The sequence below is a fragment of the Microcoleus vaginatus PCC 9802 genome (genome assembly GCA_022701275.1).
GTDB lineage: Bacteria > Cyanobacteriota > Cyanobacteriia > Cyanobacteriales > Microcoleaceae > Microcoleus > Microcoleus vaginatus_A.
The window spans coordinates 5879796-5898092 of the sequence record CP031740.1; the positions used below are offsets into that span (position 1 = coordinate 5879796).

Annotated in this window: 13 protein-coding genes and 2 pseudogenes; 5 read left to right on the plus strand and 10 right to left on the minus strand. The window is 44.5% G+C overall.

Going from position 1 to position 18297, the window contains the following annotated elements; all coding sequences use genetic code 11:
• Position 1 precedes the first annotated feature (1 nt).
• Positions 2-235, plus strand: a complete 234-nt coding sequence (locus D0A34_24435; GenBank protein UNU21572.1) for a ferredoxin--nitrite reductase — start codon at positions 2-4, stop codon at positions 233-235.
• A 291-nt stretch (positions 236-526) separates the two neighbouring features.
• Here the strand turns inward: D0A34_24435 and D0A34_24440 are convergent, their stop codons facing one another.
• The 5 genes from D0A34_24440 to D0A34_24460 all read right to left on the minus strand — a co-directional run bounded on the left by D0A34_24440 (position 527) and on the right by D0A34_24460 (position 7257).
• A complete protein-coding gene (locus D0A34_24440; protein UNU21573.1) occupies positions 527-760 on the minus strand; it encodes a hypothetical protein in 234 nt (77 codons plus the stop codon).
• 43 nt (positions 761-803) lie between these two features.
• Positions 804-3938 (minus strand): poly(A) polymerase, encoded by a 3135-nt coding sequence (locus D0A34_24445; protein ID UNU21574.1) that lies wholly within the window; start codon positions 3936-3938, stop codon positions 804-806.
• Positions 3939-4311: 373 nt separating this feature from the next.
• Positions 4312-5106 carry a YdcF family protein gene (locus D0A34_24450; GenBank protein ID UNU21575.1) on the minus strand — a complete coding sequence of 265 codons (795 nt, stop codon included), beginning with the start codon at positions 5104-5106 and terminating at the stop codon, positions 4312-4314.
• Between the two features lie 181 nt (positions 5107-5287).
• Complete coding sequence (locus D0A34_24455) at positions 5288-5614, minus strand: hypothetical protein (GenBank protein ID UNU21576.1); 327 nt, start codon at positions 5612-5614, stop codon at positions 5288-5290.
• 86 nt (positions 5615-5700) lie between these two features.
• On the minus strand, positions 5701-7257 hold the full coding sequence (locus D0A34_24460) for an adenylyl-sulfate kinase (protein ID UNU21577.1): 1557 nt from the start codon (positions 7255-7257) through the stop codon (positions 5701-5703).
• Positions 7258-7409: 152 nt separating this feature from the next.
• Between D0A34_24460 and D0A34_24465 the strand changes: the two genes are divergently transcribed.
• The 3 genes and pseudogenes from D0A34_24465 to D0A34_24475 all read left to right on the plus strand — a co-directional run bounded on the left by D0A34_24465 (position 7410) and on the right by D0A34_24475 (position 11019).
• Positions 7410-8426: an adenosine kinase gene (locus tag D0A34_24465; GenBank protein UNU21578.1), complete on the plus strand. Its 1017-nt coding sequence runs from the start codon at positions 7410-7412 to the stop codon at positions 8424-8426.
• Positions 8427-8936: 510 nt separating this feature from the next.
• Positions 8937-9695: pseudogene (locus D0A34_24470) on the plus strand (ATP-binding protein).
• 180 nt (positions 9696-9875) lie between these two features.
• Positions 9876-11019 (plus strand): annotated as a pseudogene (locus D0A34_24475) (IS4 family transposase).
• Between the two features lie 126 nt (positions 11020-11145).
• Here D0A34_24475 and D0A34_24480 read toward each other — a convergent pair.
• Entirely contained in the window at positions 11146-12126 is a 981-nt protein-coding gene (locus D0A34_24480) for an ABC transporter ATP-binding protein (protein UNU21579.1), read from the minus strand.
• Positions 12127-12236: 110 nt separating this feature from the next.
• Between D0A34_24480 and D0A34_24485 the strand changes: the two genes are divergently transcribed.
• Positions 12237-12425 (plus strand): hypothetical protein, encoded by a 189-nt coding sequence (locus D0A34_24485; GenBank protein UNU21580.1) that lies wholly within the window; start codon positions 12237-12239, stop codon positions 12423-12425.
• 89 nt (positions 12426-12514) lie between these two features.
• Here D0A34_24485 and D0A34_24490 read toward each other — a convergent pair whose 3' ends face one another.
• From D0A34_24490 to D0A34_24505, 4 genes are all read right to left on the minus strand, one after another.
• The gene (locus D0A34_24490; protein UNU22451.1) at positions 12515-13444 is read right to left on the minus strand and encodes a phosphoribulokinase; all 930 of its coding nucleotides are present in this window, start codon (positions 13442-13444) and stop codon (positions 12515-12517) included.
• Positions 13445-13680: 236 nt separating this feature from the next.
• Complete coding sequence (locus tag D0A34_24495) at positions 13681-15324, minus strand: DUF697 domain-containing protein (GenBank protein ID UNU21581.1); 1644 nt, start codon at positions 15322-15324, stop codon at positions 13681-13683.
• Positions 15325-16029: 705 nt separating this feature from the next.
• Entirely contained in the window at positions 16030-17163 is a 1134-nt protein-coding gene (locus D0A34_24500) for a hybrid sensor histidine kinase/response regulator (protein UNU22452.1), read from the minus strand.
• A 57-nt stretch (positions 17164-17220) separates the two neighbouring features.
• Entirely contained in the window at positions 17221-18297 is a 1077-nt protein-coding gene (locus tag D0A34_24505; GenBank protein ID UNU21582.1) for a hybrid sensor histidine kinase/response regulator, read from the minus strand.

Here is an 18297-nt window from a genome sequence, read left to right on the forward strand (position 1 = left end):
TATGAAAGTTGGCGATCGCGTTTGCATTAAAAACTCTGTTGTTGTCTACCACCATCCTGAAAATCGCAGTCAACCATTTGATATTAAGGGTATGGAAGGAGAAGTCGTGGCGATCGTTCACGAATGGCACGGCCGACCTGTCAGTGCTAATTGGCCGATTCTAGTACAATTTGACAAAAAATTTCGAGCTCACCTGAAAGAGGATGAGGTCGAATTGATATCTTCGGAAGTCTAGCTGTCTCCAAAGTAGAAGCCGGAGCCCAAAGACAATATCAAATCCCGTCAGTCGATTTTAGATTTTAGATTTTAGATTTTAGATTTACTCCACAGATGAATCTGGAAGCTTGAACTAAGGTCTAAAATTTTGCGCTGATCACGACTTCTGTGGGAAAGCAAGTATCCGTTTTTGGGCGGGAGTCATATAGCTGTTGTACAGTTTGTAGTGAGGACTTCAGTTTTTTCTGTAGCTTTTAGTCGCTCGGCGGGGATAAAGTCCTTACTACAAACCATCTTTTTTATTTAACCCTTAATTTTTCGACCGTCCCCGGCTAAACCAACCTAAAATATTCCAATCTCCCTGCATTTTCTGCAATTCCTGCTGATGCTGCTTGGCTGTAGCGTAATACCACTGGCAGTGAAGTTCTAGTTCTTGACGGTACTTAATTTCTTCGTAAAACTCGCGGACAATTTGGTGTCTCTGAAAAATTTCGGCCGCGGGAGTCGGTTCTGGGGCAATGTTTTGCAACTCGTGGGGCAGCATGATTATTTGGGGGCGAGTGTGGCAAATCTTGGCTGTGATTGCTCTAGGCTAACACATTTCTAAGTGAGGCGCGATCGCACAACTCTACCTTCAAGATATTGCTGCGATCGTTAACAGTATTGAACTGGTCGATAAACTCATTGCTAATTTGTGCGATCGCAGCAGCATCTTCATCTATATTACAGCTCGTACCTAGCACTGCACTAACTAGATTTTGTCTTCTCATAATTCCCGGCCGCGGTCTGACATGGATATTAAGTTTTTGCTCTAAATTAATCGCTAATCCGATGGTGTTACCTTCAAGCCAGCCGCCGCATTTTTCTAACTCCCCAACTTCTGCACTACTTACCGTCAATACTAAAAACGCATTCGATTGTTCGGGTAAATCGGCTGACTCAAATAGAGTTGTCCAAGCGGTATTTCCCGCCAATACTTCCTCGGCAATTTCTGCACCGCGCCCCAATTCGCGGCGCAATATTTCTGCGGTCGATCTCGTGACATTTCGGGTACTATTTTGACAAGGTTCGATCGATGTTATTACAGGAAACCATTCCCGCGATTTTCGCACTGGATACTGTTTTCCGCCTTCAGTTAATGCTATTGGTTGAGTCCAATCGTGTTGGCTGAGGATTTGGAAAAAATGGGCAAGTAATATGTCCAGTAATTGATCGTCTCTGAGGCAGGGCGGGCAGGGGGACACCGCCCCTACAAAACCATCGTTTTCCTGAGAATGTAACAGCCTAGGGGAATCGGGGGTTATATCTCCACATTGAATGGAAGTCCAAGCTGTCAGTAACGCCCAAGAAAAATTACCGAGAAATCCCCAAGCATTACCGTGAATTTGACGTGCTTTCGCCCAGGTTCGCACCGCCCTTAACAAGTTTGTAAATAAATCCCAGGACAGATGTGGGCTGACTATATCCACTATTAAGTCCGCTTCCAAAATACCGACTGCGGCACTCCAACTGGCGGCATCGAAAAATGGTCTGGCGGCTTCAGATAACGGTTCAATTATCTGGGATTGTCCCATGGTTGTAGCAGAGAGTAAATCGACGGCGACTCCTTCAATTTCCATTCTCAATACTGGCACTCTTGCCGATTTTACCAGTTGGGAGCGATCGCACAATCCTGCTAGTCTATTTTGTACCTGTTTGAGGAATGTTTCCCCTGTTAAAGGGACGGGAATTATACAAATTAAGTCTAAATCGCTGTGGGTGCTTTGTACGCCTATACGTCCCGATCCGATTTGCTGCAACAATGGTGGGTAGCCCAAACATTCTCGACAAGCTTGGGCGACGATCGATTGAATTGCTTCTCGATGCTGTAGCTGTGTTTGGGTTAGTTTGGGATCGAGTTGGTTGATTATTTCTATTAGCGATAGGTTAGATCCATCTTCTCCTGTTTTGGCGCTGGAAATTTCTGGCTGATTTTCTGCTTTTAAAGGTATGCAGTATCTAACCTGGAATGGTTCGTTATCGCGGCGGCTAATTAGGGCGATCGAGTCTACTTGAAATTGTACGGGATGCCATTGGGAAAGTTCGGTTTTGGCGGTTTGGGCTGTGGCAAATTGACCGACGGTTAAATGCGGTGTGAATCCGTTAGCCGATTTGGTACTTTGTTCGTTACATTGGGGAAATATTTGTTGGAGTACGGTTTGCAATCGATTTAGTGAATCAGCAGGTTCGGGAATAGGATTTAACCATGCAGTACAGCTAGAAGAGTGGGTAAAAATTTCAAAGTTTGATAGAGTGATGGTAAATGGTTCTAGTTGTTTCAGTGCTTGGGCGATGGCTGCTGCTGCTTCTGGAAAATATGCCTCTGGCACAAAACCATACAGTAGATTGATATGCGGCATCCAGCGGTGGAATTGCCGATCGCAGCGGCGGCGAATTGTTTGAATTGCGGGTAAAATTTCATCCGGCGGAATTATGACAACTGCGCTTCGATAGACAGGTGGGATGGTTTGCAAAAAGGCTGTAGATTCTAGCTGGGTAAGGATACCAAAATGATCGGAGGGATAGATTTTTCCTTCTGTATCGGGTACGGGATTGCAGGCAAATAATTCTATTTTACGAGATATCCAATCTCGATCGTGGCTCCGCAACACCATCCTATCTAACCGTGCCGCAAGTTTAGTTAGACTCATTAATTCTGCCAAGGGATTAGCCTGGGGATTGAAAGTGTATCCCGGATCGTCTGGATAAAGTGTTTGCCAAATATCGATAAAATTGTTTTGAGTTAATATCTCTGCTTGTTCGTTGCCTATAGCATTAAAATCGCCAACTATCAGGCAATCTCCGGGCTGTGAGTTTAGATATTCTAGCAAGATCTTAAGTTGCTTCAATCTCACTTGGAGAGCATTTTTATGGTAATCGCTGGTGAAATGAACGGCGGCGACATTTAGAGTTTTCCCGTTAAGCAGCCACTTTCCTACTAATACCCGCTTCCGCTGCGAGTAGCGATATTCTACTAAGTTAAACCGCAATCTGGATAACAGCAATAAACCGTGCCATTCCAGCGTCTCGCCTTGGGGAGATTCGGAGATATTATAACCCTGCACCCAATCTTCAGCTAACAGTATTTCTAAGAGGCGCGGCGTTACTTCTTGGAGGGCGATAATATCGGCATCACACTGACGCAGATGTTCTATAATTATGGGAATTCGCTGGGCTGTCTGCGTATGCTCGGATTCGTAGCGATCTGATAATACGTTAAAACTAACAATTTTTAATGTTGTTACTGTTACCGACTTTAAGAAATAATCGATGGCTTGCCAATTTTCTCTATCGTACTTGTAAATAGGTGTAGGGTGGAAGTCAGTAACAGAGATCGAAGGTAGCAGGTGAGGGGAAATTTGCTGTTTCTGGTTTTCCGATTCCTCGTTTCCCGCTGCCACCACCCATGCTGTGACTGGTAATTCTCCAGTAGCAAACAAATCTAGCAGCCGATCGCGATCCCAAACAATTGTTTCCCCGCATTTAACATAACGAATCCGATGCCAGGGAATATCTCCGTCTACTTGCCATTCTGACAGGCGTTTTTCCCGGATATTGCCAGAAATGCGATCGCTAAAACCCAGACTAAAGGCGCGATGGTCTAAACGACTATCCCATAAAATGCGATGGTAAACCTCGCGGATTGTCGCCATTTTTTGTTTTGGAGACTTTGGCTTTGACATTATATTATTTTGTTATAGTTACATTTGTATGACAAGCGTAACTCTATTGTACTACATAAAGAGCGATCGTGTAGGGTGCGCTCAATATTGGCACAACTTTAGTCCGGGACGCAGAAACCGGATTATTTGACGGAAATAGTGCATCAAGGCTTTTTATTTTGGTAAAAAACCCGGTTTCTCAGTCTTGATGGGCAATACTAAATCCGGGTTTGTCATCTCCTTTATGAAGGAGGCGATTGAAATATCCCCCTCTCCCTCTCCCTCGCGCTTGGGAAGGGTTTTTTAACCCCGATTTGGTATAATTCCTGAACTTGTGTACGGGCGACGGCTATAAGTCCTAGATTGAATCCACAATCTAAAATCTAAAATTCTGTTAAAGCCATCCCCGCAGCCGATAAACGATTAAGCCGATGTATTCTTTCAAAGCTTTAGTTGACTGGTTTAACTGATAAGTATCCGGCAATAAATCCAGTGCGACTGCTTGCCAATTGTTTTGGGATGCTGCGATATCCTGCTGCGTTATCTGGAAGTCTGTTGGTGCCACAATAGCTTTTATTCCCTGACGCTGGAAAATTAAGAGCGATCGAGTCATGTGCATCGCCGATGTCACTAGCAAAACCGGCCCTTTTATGCCTTTAGCATCTAAAATTTTCCGCACGTTGACGGCATTTTGATAAGTGTTGTGTGAATCTGGGTCTTGCAGAATTGCTGATGCCGGTACACCCATTGTTTGGGCAATTTCTGCCATGTCTGCCGATTCGGGAGCCCCGCCACCTTTCCAATCTACTCTACCGCCGCTGAGAATTAGCAGGGAAGCTTTGCCTTGCTTGTAAAGTCGGGAACCATAGATTATTCGATCGCCCGCTTCCGCTAATTCTACCCAAGGACGGGGAGGTAAAGCTGCTTTGACGCCCCCGCCCAAGACGATAATCGCTTCAGCTTGGGGGAGTTCGGCGGTTGGTAAGTTTTGCCATTCGAGCGATCGAACTAACGATTTTGAAACCCAACCGCTACTTCCGAGCAGTAAAATAATTAGAGCCGCAGCAATTGGCGCCGCCGCCCATTTGGGACGCTTCCAAAGTGTTATTAAAGCCGCCATCATTAACAGGCAACTCAACCCCAAAGGATAAATAAACAGCGGCAGGAGTTTCGACAGAAATACAAACATTCAGCAAGTAATTCAAATTGCTAGTTAGCGGTAATGGGTAATTGGTAATGGACTATCGTTACTCGCTAATCTGTAATTAGTAATTTAGGTGGCGGGAGTTGTTAATTTTTAGTATTGAGTTTTGAATTGTGAACTCTTTAACTTAAAGCTTAAAACTCAATACTAAAAACTATTTTCGGTGCTAGCGACGATCCTCTGGCCCAGACAACCAGTCTAACAATGTAGGAGCTTCACGCCTAGAGGTTTTGCTATATAGTTTGCTCTCGGTTTCCACTACTTCTTTATTGAGGATAGCATCCGAGGTTTTATCCTTGGAACGCATATTCGGGTTGAGTAGTAGTTCGTTGTGCCACCAAGCGACAATTAAACCTGCTGCCACGCCGCCGATGACACCAAGACCGAGACTCACGGGCAGGTTACATCCTACTAAGCGAAACCCAACGGTAAACAACACAAACCATATCAGCGCGGGGTTAAACCCCTTGGAGTCTCCGGTAAATTTTGGCATGAGCTGCAAGTTGTGTTTGTAATAACACAGAAAGATATTGACAATATTAGCAGACAATCAAATTGGCAAGGGCGATCGATCTGCAACTACTCCCTACAAATCAAGTTTAATTGTACCTCTAAGTCTTGCGCGGTATCTACAATGTTTACAGAAATTTGCTCTAATTCTGTACAAGGTTCAAAAGCTGCTTGCTGCGAACTCAATAGTTCTGCTGTCGCGTCGGCAATATCGCCCCTGCGCTGTTGCAGTCGTTCTCGCAATACTTCAATTGGTGCGGTGCAGTAAATAATTTGCAGGGGCAAGCCGTGGGATTGAGCCCGATCAATCGCATCGGTTCTCAAGTTTTGGCGATCGAACTTTGCATCTAAAATCACATCCCAACCTCGGTCAGCCAGAATTATCCCCAACTCTAACAATCTACCATAAGTCTGTGCCGTCATTTCATCCGAGTACAAATTTTGCCCCCCGCGTTCATTTAAAGGAATTCCGCCTAAATGTTTGCGAACAGCATCGGATCGAATGTGAATTGCCCCAGTGCGGCGAGCCAAATATCGCGCTGCTGTACTCTTGCCAGAACCAGACAAACCCGACATCAAAGTTAACTTTCCCCGGCGCGGTTTTGTGTATTGCCAAGCCAGTTTATAGTAATGAGTGGCAGTCTGGGAAATCTCTGCTTTTTGGGCAGTTGAAATAGCGGGATCGTCCAACATTAACGAAGTTACTTTTGCTCTAACATAAGCTTGACGACTCAAATAAAGTGGCAGCAGTTGTAGCCCTTCCCAATCTCCTGTTTGTTCAAGGTAAGTATTGATAAAAGCATTGCCTAAATCTCTGCGCCCCCGCGATTCCAAATCCATTACTGTAAAAGCGACATCGTACATGACATCAACAAAGCGAAAAGGCTCGTTAAATTCAATGCAGTCGAACAGCAATATTTTATCTTGCCAGAATGCTATATTCCGCAAGTGCAAATCTCCGTGGCACTCGCGAATTTTATTGGCAATCCGCAGCTTAAATAACTCTTGATTTTCCGCAAAAAACGCATCACTATAATTTTTAGTTTCCTCATATTGTGTCTGAGTCTGCGGCCCGCCGATATATTTTTGGGAAATCAGGTAATTGTTGTCTATTGCAGTCCGAATCTGACTGACTTCGCCAAATGTCCGAATATAGCTATTACTAATTGCCCTGCTATGAAAGTTGGCAACTTCGCGCCCTAAGTCGGCCATAAGTTGCTCGGTCAACAGTCCGCGTTCCAACAAACTGAGCAACAGCGAATCTTGAGGAAATTCTCGCATTTTCAGCACGTATTCTACAGCAATTTCGCCAGAAGCTATAGCAGGTAAGCTGCTGCCCAAGTGAAAAGAAACGCCAGTTTGAAGAATTGGCAAAACTTCTAGATAAATTTCCGGTGCAGTGCGGTGGTTCATCAGCAATTCTTGATTGCAAAAATGCTGTCTCTTCTCCAAGGTTGAATAATCGAAAAAGCCAAAATTAACTGATTTCTTGATTTTGTAAACATAGTCTCCTGTGAGGAGAACAAAGGAGGCATGAGTCTGAATTAGCTGCACTGGTTCTGTCACCCCGTGCGGGTAAAACGCGGGCTGCAACATTTGCTGAATCAGAGGTGGGAGACAAGTCATAGCGATTTTAGATTTTGGATTTTAGATTTTAGATTGGGGATTTTGGATTTTGAATTTTAGATTTTAAGTTAGGGACTTTAGATTGGGAGTGGGGATGTTGACTTTAATCCGATTTATTATAGAGTTGATAGTTAGTGTAAAAAAAAGCAGCGATGACAGAAAATAATCAAGAATCTGGTTCAGTGGATGTGTTTGGCGTGGGAAATGCCCTGGTAGACATCCTAGCATTGGTAGAAGATGAATTTGTACTCGGCCACGGGCTGAATCGCGGCGGGATGACGCTGATGAATTCGGAAACGCAGGGGGGGATTTTGCACGATTTAGAACACAATTCGCTGCAAATGCGATCGGGGGGTTCGGCGGCAAATACTATGATTGGTTTGGCTCAGAGCGGCGGTAAAGCTTATTATTCGGGGAAGGTTGCTAAGGATACTAACGGCGAATTTTATCGGCAAGATTTGCTGGCGGCGGGGATTGATTTTAATGTGCATCCTGCTGCTGAGTCGAAGGAGCCCACTGGTACTTGTGTAGTGCTGACTACGCCGGATGCGGAACGCACGATGTGTACTAATTTGGGGGTTTCTACTACTCTGGCGGCGACTGATATTGATGTCGATCGCCTGAGTCACTGCAAGTACAGTTATGTTGAGGGTTATCTTTGGGATGCTCCCGATCCGAGAAAGGCTAGCATTGAGACGATGGAACAGTCTAAGCGTCTGGGTGTGAAGGTGGCTTTTACTTTTTCGGATGGCTTTTTAGTCGATCGCTTTGCTGATGATTTTCACAAGGTGGTTTCGGAATATTGCGATGTAATTTTTTGCAATGCTGATGAAGTTCGCAGCTTTTTTAAGGAGGAATCTTTGGAAGAGTGCGCTCGGAAAATGAGCGAGATTTCGGATTTGGCTTTTATCACTAATGGGGATAAAGGCTGCATGGTGGTGGAGAATAAACAGATTGTTGATGTGGCTGGATTCCCGGTAAAGGCGATCGATACTGTGGGTGCTGGCGATGCTTTTGCGGGCGGTGTTTTGTTTGGAATTACTAACGGTTTGAGTTCTGTACAAGCGGCTCGTTGGGGCAATTATTTGGCTTCTAGGGTGGTGCAGATTCACGGGCCGCGTCTGGAGGGTTCTCAGGCTCATCTTTTGAGTGAGGTGATTTCTGGTTAGGAATTGAAAGGGGCGATCGCTCTTTTTGTCATAAAGGGCGATCGCACTTTTTTGCACCGCAGATGAAGGCGGATGAACGGGGATGAACGCAGATGGGAGAAGGGTAATTTATATGTATCAAAAAAATTGATATAGCCTTTCTCAGAAAAATGAGGGACAATAACAGCAGTGAGTAAACCAATTCCCAATATTTTCTGATGTAACTTCATTAAATGCCAACTTTCTCGCTTTTCCTAACTCTTGATAATTAGTGGTCTTGATAGAACGGAGAAGATTTTTAAGTTGTGATCCTAAATTTTCAAGTGGTAACAAATCAGGCTAATAGGGCGACAAATATATTAATTTTGCCCCTTTATTTTTGATGGTTTTCCTATTTGTTTTCCGGTATGAATAGTACAATTATCCATCACTATACAAGCACCTTTTCCTAATTTTGGTACGAGCTTTCGGATGATAACAGCCTCAAATGTAATTGCATCGGTTGTAGCTGTTAAATTGACTGATGTTAGGAGTTCATTAACCGATCTGGCTCCACTTATTGAGACATTATCAGAGGAATTAGCGGAAATGGGCGATCGCTATTCACGACATCCCAAAGCGTTACAACTCGTCGCAGCCTTGATTCGAGATGATACCGAGTTTCAGGGAAATGTCGGGATTTTCCTGCACCAGAGAGACTGGTTGCTGACTCGAGATATTGAAAGAGCGATCGATGAAATGATAGCCCGTCTGGGCGACGGCGAGCAAACTTGTCTCAGCCGAATTTCTGTCTATCAAACCTCAGAATATCCGCTATCTTTTGCAGGGATTAGCGCTCAAATGCCAGAAGTTAGCCAATATGAACTTAAAGAAAATATTATTCAGGCACTCAAGCGCCGACAATTGCTATATTACGATCGCCACCTCAAATCCTATCAGTTGCATCCGCTAGTGCGAGAAAAGGGCGAGTACCTGCTAAATCCAAACGCTGAAAATCTCCGTACCGCCCACAGCCAAGCCTATCACTATTATATCAGCATTCCCCTTAAACCTAAATCAGAATGGCAAGAAATCGAGGATATTAAGCCGCTAATCAGAGCGCACTATCATGCTTCTCAAGCACAAGATTTAGATGCAGCAAATGGGATTATTTCTGAAGTCTATGAGTATTTGCGGCAGTGGAATTGTGCAGAGTTAGTATGTGCAAATCTACAGTTGCCCTTGTTAACGGAAGTAAAAAACATTAGCCTTTCAGAGGCGGGAAAGATGCCCACCCCACAAGAAATTTAATGTGTTGTGGAACGGGCATCTTTCCCGTTTTCTTATTATTAATCAGGGCGGGAATGATGCCCACCTCACCTGGGGGGGTGACGACCCGCCCCAAACCCATAGTTAGTAAGGATTGAGCCAACTTGTGGTAAAAAAAGATAGGCAGCAGAGTTGTTACACGCTTGCCTATCCAAAAAAATAATGATACCAAGATTCTACCAGACTCATTTACAAAAACACCTGACGCCATCTCAGTTTTTGGTGATGACAATTTTGCTATCCTTGATGCAATCAGAAAAACAAGTGAGATTAGAGCGGCTCTCCCGAGTATTTCCCTGTCTAATTACAGCCGAAAGTCGGCGACGTAAATTACAAAGATTTTTAGATTTACCGAACTTAACAATCGAATTAATTTGGTTCCCATTAATTACTTATTGGTTGACCACTTATTGCCGTGTTGGTACTCGCTTATCAATCGCAATCGAGATCAGTCAATGGGGCTGTATTAATCTGTTCATGGTTAGCTTAATCTGGGAGCGAAGAGCAATTCCATTGTACTGGTCATTGTTGCCGAAATTGGGCAGCAGCAACTTCGAGGAACAAACTACAAATCTACAGCAAGTTTTACCATTGTTTTCAGAATATAAAGTCATCGTTTTAGGAGATCGTGAATTTTGTTCGGTCGATTTAGGAAACTGGCTGAAGGAAAAGGGTGTGTCTTTTTGCTTAAGAATAAAGAGGAATCATTGTATCGAAATAGAACATTTAGTTTGGCAGCGGTTAGATGAATTAGGAATAGTACTCTTAAACCTCTTTATATTTTCAAGGTAAAAGAGTTAGGAAAACTCGACCTGGCACGGGATTTGATGTTGCTTGTAAGTGGAAAAGAAACTATGGAGCATGGAAGGTTGATGAAGCATGGTTTATTCTCACAGATTTAGGTTCATTATCGGCAGCTATCGATGCTTACAAGCAACGGATGGGCATTGAAGAAATGTTTAGAGATTGTAAAACAGGAGGCTACGCTCTGGAAGGAACTAGCTTAAAAGAAAATCGACTGATTAACATAATTCTGCTCATGACACTCGCCTACAGTTCGGCAATATTTGAAGGCACATCTCTTCGGAAAAAGCAGGTAGAAAAATATGTATGTCGGCGTCAAGAACCTAAAAAAAGATATCGAAGACGGAGTACATTTGGTGTTGGCTTAGATGGAGAAAAGTGGGTTAATTATCTCGAACAATATTCTGATGTGGTGGAACAGTTAATAAAGTTAACTCCAAATAAACGTCGCTTTTATCAACAAGGTATGCGGGCTGCAACCCTGATTCGGTCTATCTCCTAGGCCTCTTTGTCACCCCCCCAGCCACCTCACAAGAAACTTAATGTGCTGTGGAACGGGCATCTTGCCCGTTTCTATAAGTCAGGGCGGGCAAGATGCCCACCCCACAAGAAACTTGATGTATTGACTTCAACTACTAGAATAAATCCCTCTTTCTTGCAGTTGCTGCATAAAAAACTCTTCCAAACTAGGCTTAGCCAAATTCATCCCAATTAGCTGCCCTCCCGTACCGCTCAGACTAGAAAGAAACTCCTTCGGATCGCCCTGCAAATGACCGTACCACAAATCATTATCAACTTCCATATCCGGTATCCATTTTTTCAGGATATTCAAGTGGCCGCCCCTACCTTCAACCCGGTAAGTTTCAGTATTACCTAGGATTTCGTCGATCGCACCAATGCAAATTAACTCACCTTTCGCCAAAATTGCCACTCGATCGCAAATCTTCTCCACATCAGACAATATATGCGAATTAAAAAAAATTGTTTTTCCTTGATTTTTCAGAGATAAAATTATCTCCCGCATCTGATAACGTCCCATCGGATCTAAACCAGACATCGGCTCATCCAAAAATACCACATCTGGATTGTTAATCAAAGCTTGAGCCATGCCGATCCGTTGCAGCATTCCCTTAGAATACTGGCGCAACTGTTTTTTAATTGCCGCCGATTGAGATAGGCCAACTAAGTCTAGCAAATTCGGAATTCGCTGTCGCTGAATTGAGGGGGGAATTTGAAATAACCCCGCCGCAAATTGCAAGAATTCCCAGCCGGTGAGATAATCGTAAAAATAGGGATTTTCTGGCAAATAGCCGACTCGCTGCTTCACGGTGCGATCGCCCAAAGGCCTCCCCAACAGCAGCGCCCTGCCAGAAGTCGGCCGTACTATACCCAGCAAAGTTTTCAGCAGCGTAGTTTTCCCCGCTCCATTTTGCCCTAATAACCCGAAAGTTTCCCCCTCAGAGACAGTCAGAGTGCAATTTTTGAGCGATTCAATTTTTTCATTCATCCAGAAGCCGGTACGGTAGAACTTCCCCAGATTAAATGTTTCCACCACTGGGGTAGCTCCGGGCATCTCGGTGAAAGTTGGCGCATCTATAAGAGGTTCCATTTTTGTCAGAGAAATAACTAGCACCTGATTATATTCTATTGCATAAGTTAAGTAATAATTGCTGTTTTTAATGTTAAACTAATATTAGCTGTACTTAAAATTGGCAGAATATGGATCGTTCAAAAATTATTGCTATTATCACTGGGGTGATTTCTATAATTTTAGCAGTTGCCTACCTGGTGCTCGTCACCCTCCTCGACTTCCGAGGCGAAATGCTGCCCGCACCTCAAAGTCAGTTGCCAGTCTCCATGCCACTTCAGCAATTAGGCACGGCTAACCCGACTTTGCGAGTACATTAGTTATTGGTTATTGGTTATTGGTTATTAATCATTGCAATAGCAACTAACAACTAACAACCAACAACTGCCAACTAACAACTAACAACTAACTAATAAACATGAATTGCTTTCATCATGTGATATGCAACTAGCAACTGCGTCAAAGCTAGCGGGTAACTTTGCAAAACTTCGCCAGTGGTGCCGATCAGTTTGCCAATTTCCGGGTTGCCTTGGGCGGTGCAAAATCCCCGCAGGTGTGGCAACTCGCTGCACAAGAGCATTTCCAGTTCGTTTACTTGATCGCTGGTAGCGTGGGAGTCTACTTCCAAAACGTCAACAGGTTTGCCCATATCCCGATCGAGTCCCAAGCGAATTGCAGGTTTAAAACTCTCGCTGCCTCGACCTAAAATCTCAGTAAAATCAGGGTGAGGAATTGTCGGTCTGAGCACTAAACGCACGCTCAAATTCGATTCATTGTCCGCTTCTGGCGGGTAAAAACTAACTACAACGTCTGCCGATTTGCGCTGAGGGCGAATGAAGTCTTCAGAGTCCGGTTCCCGTTTTTTTATTTCTGCAAGCACCTGTTCTTCAGTATAGCCGCGCTTCATAATATCGCGCTTAACTTTCCACTGAGTTCGCAACTCTTCGGGAGGAGCAAGATACACTTTTACGTCGTAAGAATCGCGGATTGTTCGAGTTGCGTAACCCAGCAAACCTTCAACTATTACAAATTTGCTGGGCTTGATGTATTCCGGCGGGTCGAATGTACCTGTCGTGTGGTTGTAGATGGGTTTGAGAATTGCTTGTCCGGTACGCAGCAGGCTGAGGTGCTGCTGCATGATGTCGAGGTAATTGCAGTCGGGATGCAATGCTGTGATTCCGATTTCGGCCCGCTGCTTTCTGTCGTAGCGGTGATAGTCGTCAGTGCAAATCACCGTGACATTTTCTGGCCCCAATACTTGGGCAATTCCCCGCGTGAGGGTGGTTTTGCCCGCTGCGCTATCTCCGACAATACCGAGAATAATTGGTCGATCGCTCATTGTTTTTACCCGGACGCACAATAGCAAATTTTGTTGTGAATCTTCAATTTTATCAAAATTGTGTTCCATCCGATCGCTCGGTTTGACTTGATCCCCCCCGGAGTCTCTCCCATGTGTAAAATTTTTGTAAAACTTCTTAATAAAATTCAACAAAGCATACTCAGGGAACATCTCATTGAACGATCGTAATTACCCAATTCTCAATTCCCTGTTTGCCCAATTCCCTGTTTGGCCCATTACCACTCATCCTTTCGTTTGTTGCTGTGGGTTTCCCAATCGTCGTCTTGCGGCCGCTGATACAATGCTTCTGGTTCTATTTCTGATTCCAATTCGGCTGACATTTCTAATTCTGGTTCCGATTCTTGCTGATAAATATTCAGAGGTTCGACAACGCGGGCGATCGCATCTTTGACAAATGCTTTGACAAACTCGTCTTTCCTATTTAACTGAAACTGCCTTTGCACGACTTCGGCGATGCCGCCGTCGCCCCAATCTTGGTCATGGCGGAAATATTCAATAAAACTTTTACCGGCAATTCTGGTTAAATAAGCCGCACTCACTGCTTGAATTGCTTTGCCCAGTACAAACCCGGCTACGCTTAACTGCAGCGCCCTTGACACTACTTGAATTACGCCTTCAACTATTCCCAAACTTGCTAGGGTTTTTGCTAGAGACAATGCCAATTCTTTCGCGCGATCGATATTTAATTCGCAGCCGTAAATTTTGGCAATTTCTACTACCATTTGAGCGTTAACTGCTGCTGTCGCTAACAAATCCACCACTGGCAAAGGCGTTACGGCAATTACTCCGGCTCCGATCCACTGAAATCGCTCTACTGCCTTATCCGCTTGCCGCCTTCTTTGAGCATCAATTAACTTGCGCGCTTGGTCTCCCAAGTGCTGAGATTGCAGCAAAATATTGTCCGCAATTAAGTCTTCGCCTTCAGCTCGCAAAATCGCAGCGACGCGCCGAATTAATGGCATAATATCCGGGTCTGGCTGAAAAATTGTGCCGTCTTCTAGTACAACTTTTTGCGGATTGGCGCTAATGGCTACTACATCCATTGCTGATACAAAACCTTTGACTCGCTGCCGCAGCCGATCGAGAATTTCATCTCTGTCGGTGTCGGGATAAAGGTCAACTTTATTGAAAACCACGATCGACCTTTTGCCAATTTCCGCCAAAGTCCGCAGCGGTTCGTACTCGGATTTTCGCAAATCGCCGTCCAAAACAAATAAGATCAAATCTGCCCTCGCCGCCAACTGCCTCGCCAATTCTTCTCTGTAAGTCCCCGCTACTCCCGCTTCCAAGATGCCTGGGGTATCAGTAATTGCTAATTCTCGATCAATTCCTTTCAATTTCAGAGTGTAAGTTTCCCCAACTTCGGTAGTTCCCATCGGCGCGCCCACCTGTCCCGCCATCCGCCCCACCAGCGCATTCACAGCGGAAGTTTTGCCCGCAGAACCGGTGCCGAAAACAACTACTCGAACGCTGCCCCGAGCCATGCTAGCTTCAATTTCGCGGGCTCTCAACAGCAAAGCTTGCCGCGCTACTTCATCTTGAATGCGATCGACTTGTTGCCTGATTGCTTTGAGATTTTCGGAAGCTGCTTCACTTTTGACAACAGGAACCTTCGGAGTAATCGGCCGTTTTCCCTTAACTTTCTGAGGGCGTTGCAGCAGCCTAAAATAGTAAACCAGTGCAAAAATTAGGGTTCCCAAAAGTACAATTATCAGGAAAATCAGCAAATTAGCCAGCAGCGGAGAAGCAGACCACGCAACTTGACTGTAAAGCCCTGTTAAGGAACTCACCAGCCCAATAATCAGCCCCAGGGCGAGGCAGAAAGCAGCAATTAAGGTTAACAGGCGCGGCAAAGGCATGAGGGGAGTGGCAAATAAAAGGGTTATGCTTTGATTTTTACATTACGCCGATAGTCATCAGTCATTGCAAATCTAAAATCTAAAATCTAAAATCTCAAATGGCGAAGCGCCCGTTAGCGAAGCCCTCGAAGAGGATCGTACTACGCGAACCCGCAAATCCCGATTCTGTGCGACTGCGGGCGCGATTTGCGGGGTTTTAGTGGTAGCGGGTGCAGATGGAGTGCGATCGCGCCGGAGTCTGCAATTGTAGCTTGCACGAGAACTGAGTAAGTCGGTGGGAAAATTCGCCACCAGTATGTAACAAAAGATTAAGTAAGGTGATTCGAGTTAAATTTAATAGGTTGTGTAAGGTTGTGTACGGTTTTTTCTTTACCTTCTACCCCATGAATTACCGCAGAAGCAAGCTCTAATTCGGAGTCAAATATTTGTCCTGCTCGTTCATCTTTTTTGATGTGTTGCCATTCCCAGGCAAAGCAAATTTATTCCTTCTCATATCAATTCCGGCTGGGCCGGAATGATATCAAATCCGCGCTTCATCGTCGGGCGTAAAGTCGAATCAAGCTGTCAACAAATAATTCGCGCAATTTTCAGTTTTTTGACTCACAGTCAACAGTCAACAGTCAACAGTCAACAATGATTCCGGTGCAACCGGAATCGATATCATTCTCCATAACGATGCCACCGGACTTCATATAAAAACTCATGCTAATTGCAGACAATCGGCAGAGTGAGATGTACCGTTGTTTCCTTTTGATAGATACTGGTAATTGAGAACTCTCCTCCTGCCAGTTCGACAATTTTCTGGACAATTTTTAAGCCGATACCGGTGCCCTGTTGCTCATACTTCTTGCGCTCAAACTGCATGAAGGCACCAATTTTAGCAATTTGCTCTTCTGTCATGCCCTGCCCCGAGTCTTGTACAGATAAATGCAGCATCTCCCCTACGACTTGACTACTAACTTTAATAGTTGTCTCTGGTGAGGAGAATTTCAGTGCATTATCAATTAATTCATGGAGCATCGTTGATAGATATCGCTCTGATAGAGCGATCTCGGCTTCCTCAAGAGTTAACACCAGATCGTTGCTACGGTTGACCTTCTGAGCCTGGTATGTCAACTCGGCTTCAATGGCGGAAGCTGAAAATTGAGTCCGGGCAGATTCGATCTTGTGCTGTTGACTTGCGGATAGTTCTAATCCTAAATAAATCAGGAATTTTTTCGTTAATGTTTCTAGGCGACGGGCAGAGTCATGTGCCCAGCCTAAGATCTCACGGATTTGGGCGAGCTCCATGTCTTCGAGCTCGTCCTTGAGCCACGCGATCGTGCCTAAGATGCCATTGAGGGGCGTATTCAGTTCGTGGGATAGAGTAGAAGCTAAGTTGCCACGCAGCTCATTGAGGGTGCTGTCCAAGAGATTGATGGTATTTTCTTGGATGTGGTATAAGTTCTGGATATTATCATACTGTTGCTTGATTCTGAGCATTGAATGCACGCGAGCACGCAGTTCAATAGCATTTACAGGTTTACTGATGAAGTCGTCGGCTCCGGCAGTTAGACAGTTGGCAAGGTCTGATTTTGAGCTTAATGCTGTCACCATAATGATGGGAACGGCTTGCCATTTTGACATGGCTTTGATTTGCCGACAAATCTCGATGCCGTCTATTCCCGGCATCATCACATCCAGCAAAATAAGATCCGGATCAAATAGGTCGAGGGATGCGATCGCTTCTTGCCCGCTGGCAGCGTAATGCAATTGATAATCCTGCTCTGATAACAGGGTTTCAATCACATCAAAGTTATCCGGCTCATCATCAACAATTAAGAGAGAGAATTGAGACATAATTGCCACCCTTTCAATAAGGTAAAAAGTTTTATGAGTTGATGTGATAGCCATCAGCTAGGCTGCCAAAGTGATTTCAAAAATGGCTCCTTGTGGTTGGTTACTTCTTACACAGATGTCACCCCCATGTGCCTCAACTACCATTTTGCAGAAAGCTAAACCCAACCCTATTTGAGAGACATCCGACATCAGATTTCCAATCTCGTATTTCTCAAAAATCTTGTGCCGCAATGTATCAGGAACACCCGGTCCCGAGTCTATAACCTGGATTTTGGCGTTGCCCGATGTGAGGAATTCTACATTCAGTATGATTGGACTATTGGGTGGGGAAAACTTAATGGCATTCGAGAGGAGATTATCCAGCGTTCGATGTATCATCGTGGCATCAACCGAGACTTTCCTACTGTTTTTTTCTGGTAATTGAGCGACCAGCGACTGATTTTTTTTAGCAGCGATAGCTTCAAAGTTGGATATGGCAGAATTTACGAGATCGCACAGATAAACCTCTGTGTAATTGAGACGAGTTTTACCGGATTCTAGTAAAGCAATTTGCAATAAATCATCAATTAAGAGCTGTATTGCTTGTGCTGAAGAGTAAAGTCGAGCCAGTTGGGTTTGTTGTTTTTCTCTAGGATACTCTATGCTTTTTAGGAGTTCCAAGCCAAGCAAGATACCAGCCAGGGGATTGCGTAAATCGTGGACTACCATTTTCACCATATCTTCCCGCAATTTTAGTAAGCTTTGCAGGTCGTCATACTGGTGCTTAATTCGCAGCATACAGTGAACTCTGGCACGTAGTTCAATAGCATTTACAGGTTTACTAATGAAGTCGTCAGCGCCGGCAGTCAGACAATGGGCAAGGTCAGATTTTGAGTTTAATGCTGTCACCATCATGATGGGAACGGCTTGCCATTTTGGCATGGCTTTGATTTGCCGACAAACTTCGATGCCATCTATTCCTGGCATCATCACATCCAGCAAAATAATATCAGGCTCAAATATGTCGAGGGATGCGATCGCTTCTTGCCCGCTGGCAGCGTAATGCAATTGATAGTCTTGCTCGCTCAAGAGGGTTTCAATTACATCAAAATTATTGGGATCGTCGTCAATGATTAAAACGGATGGTCTGTTCAC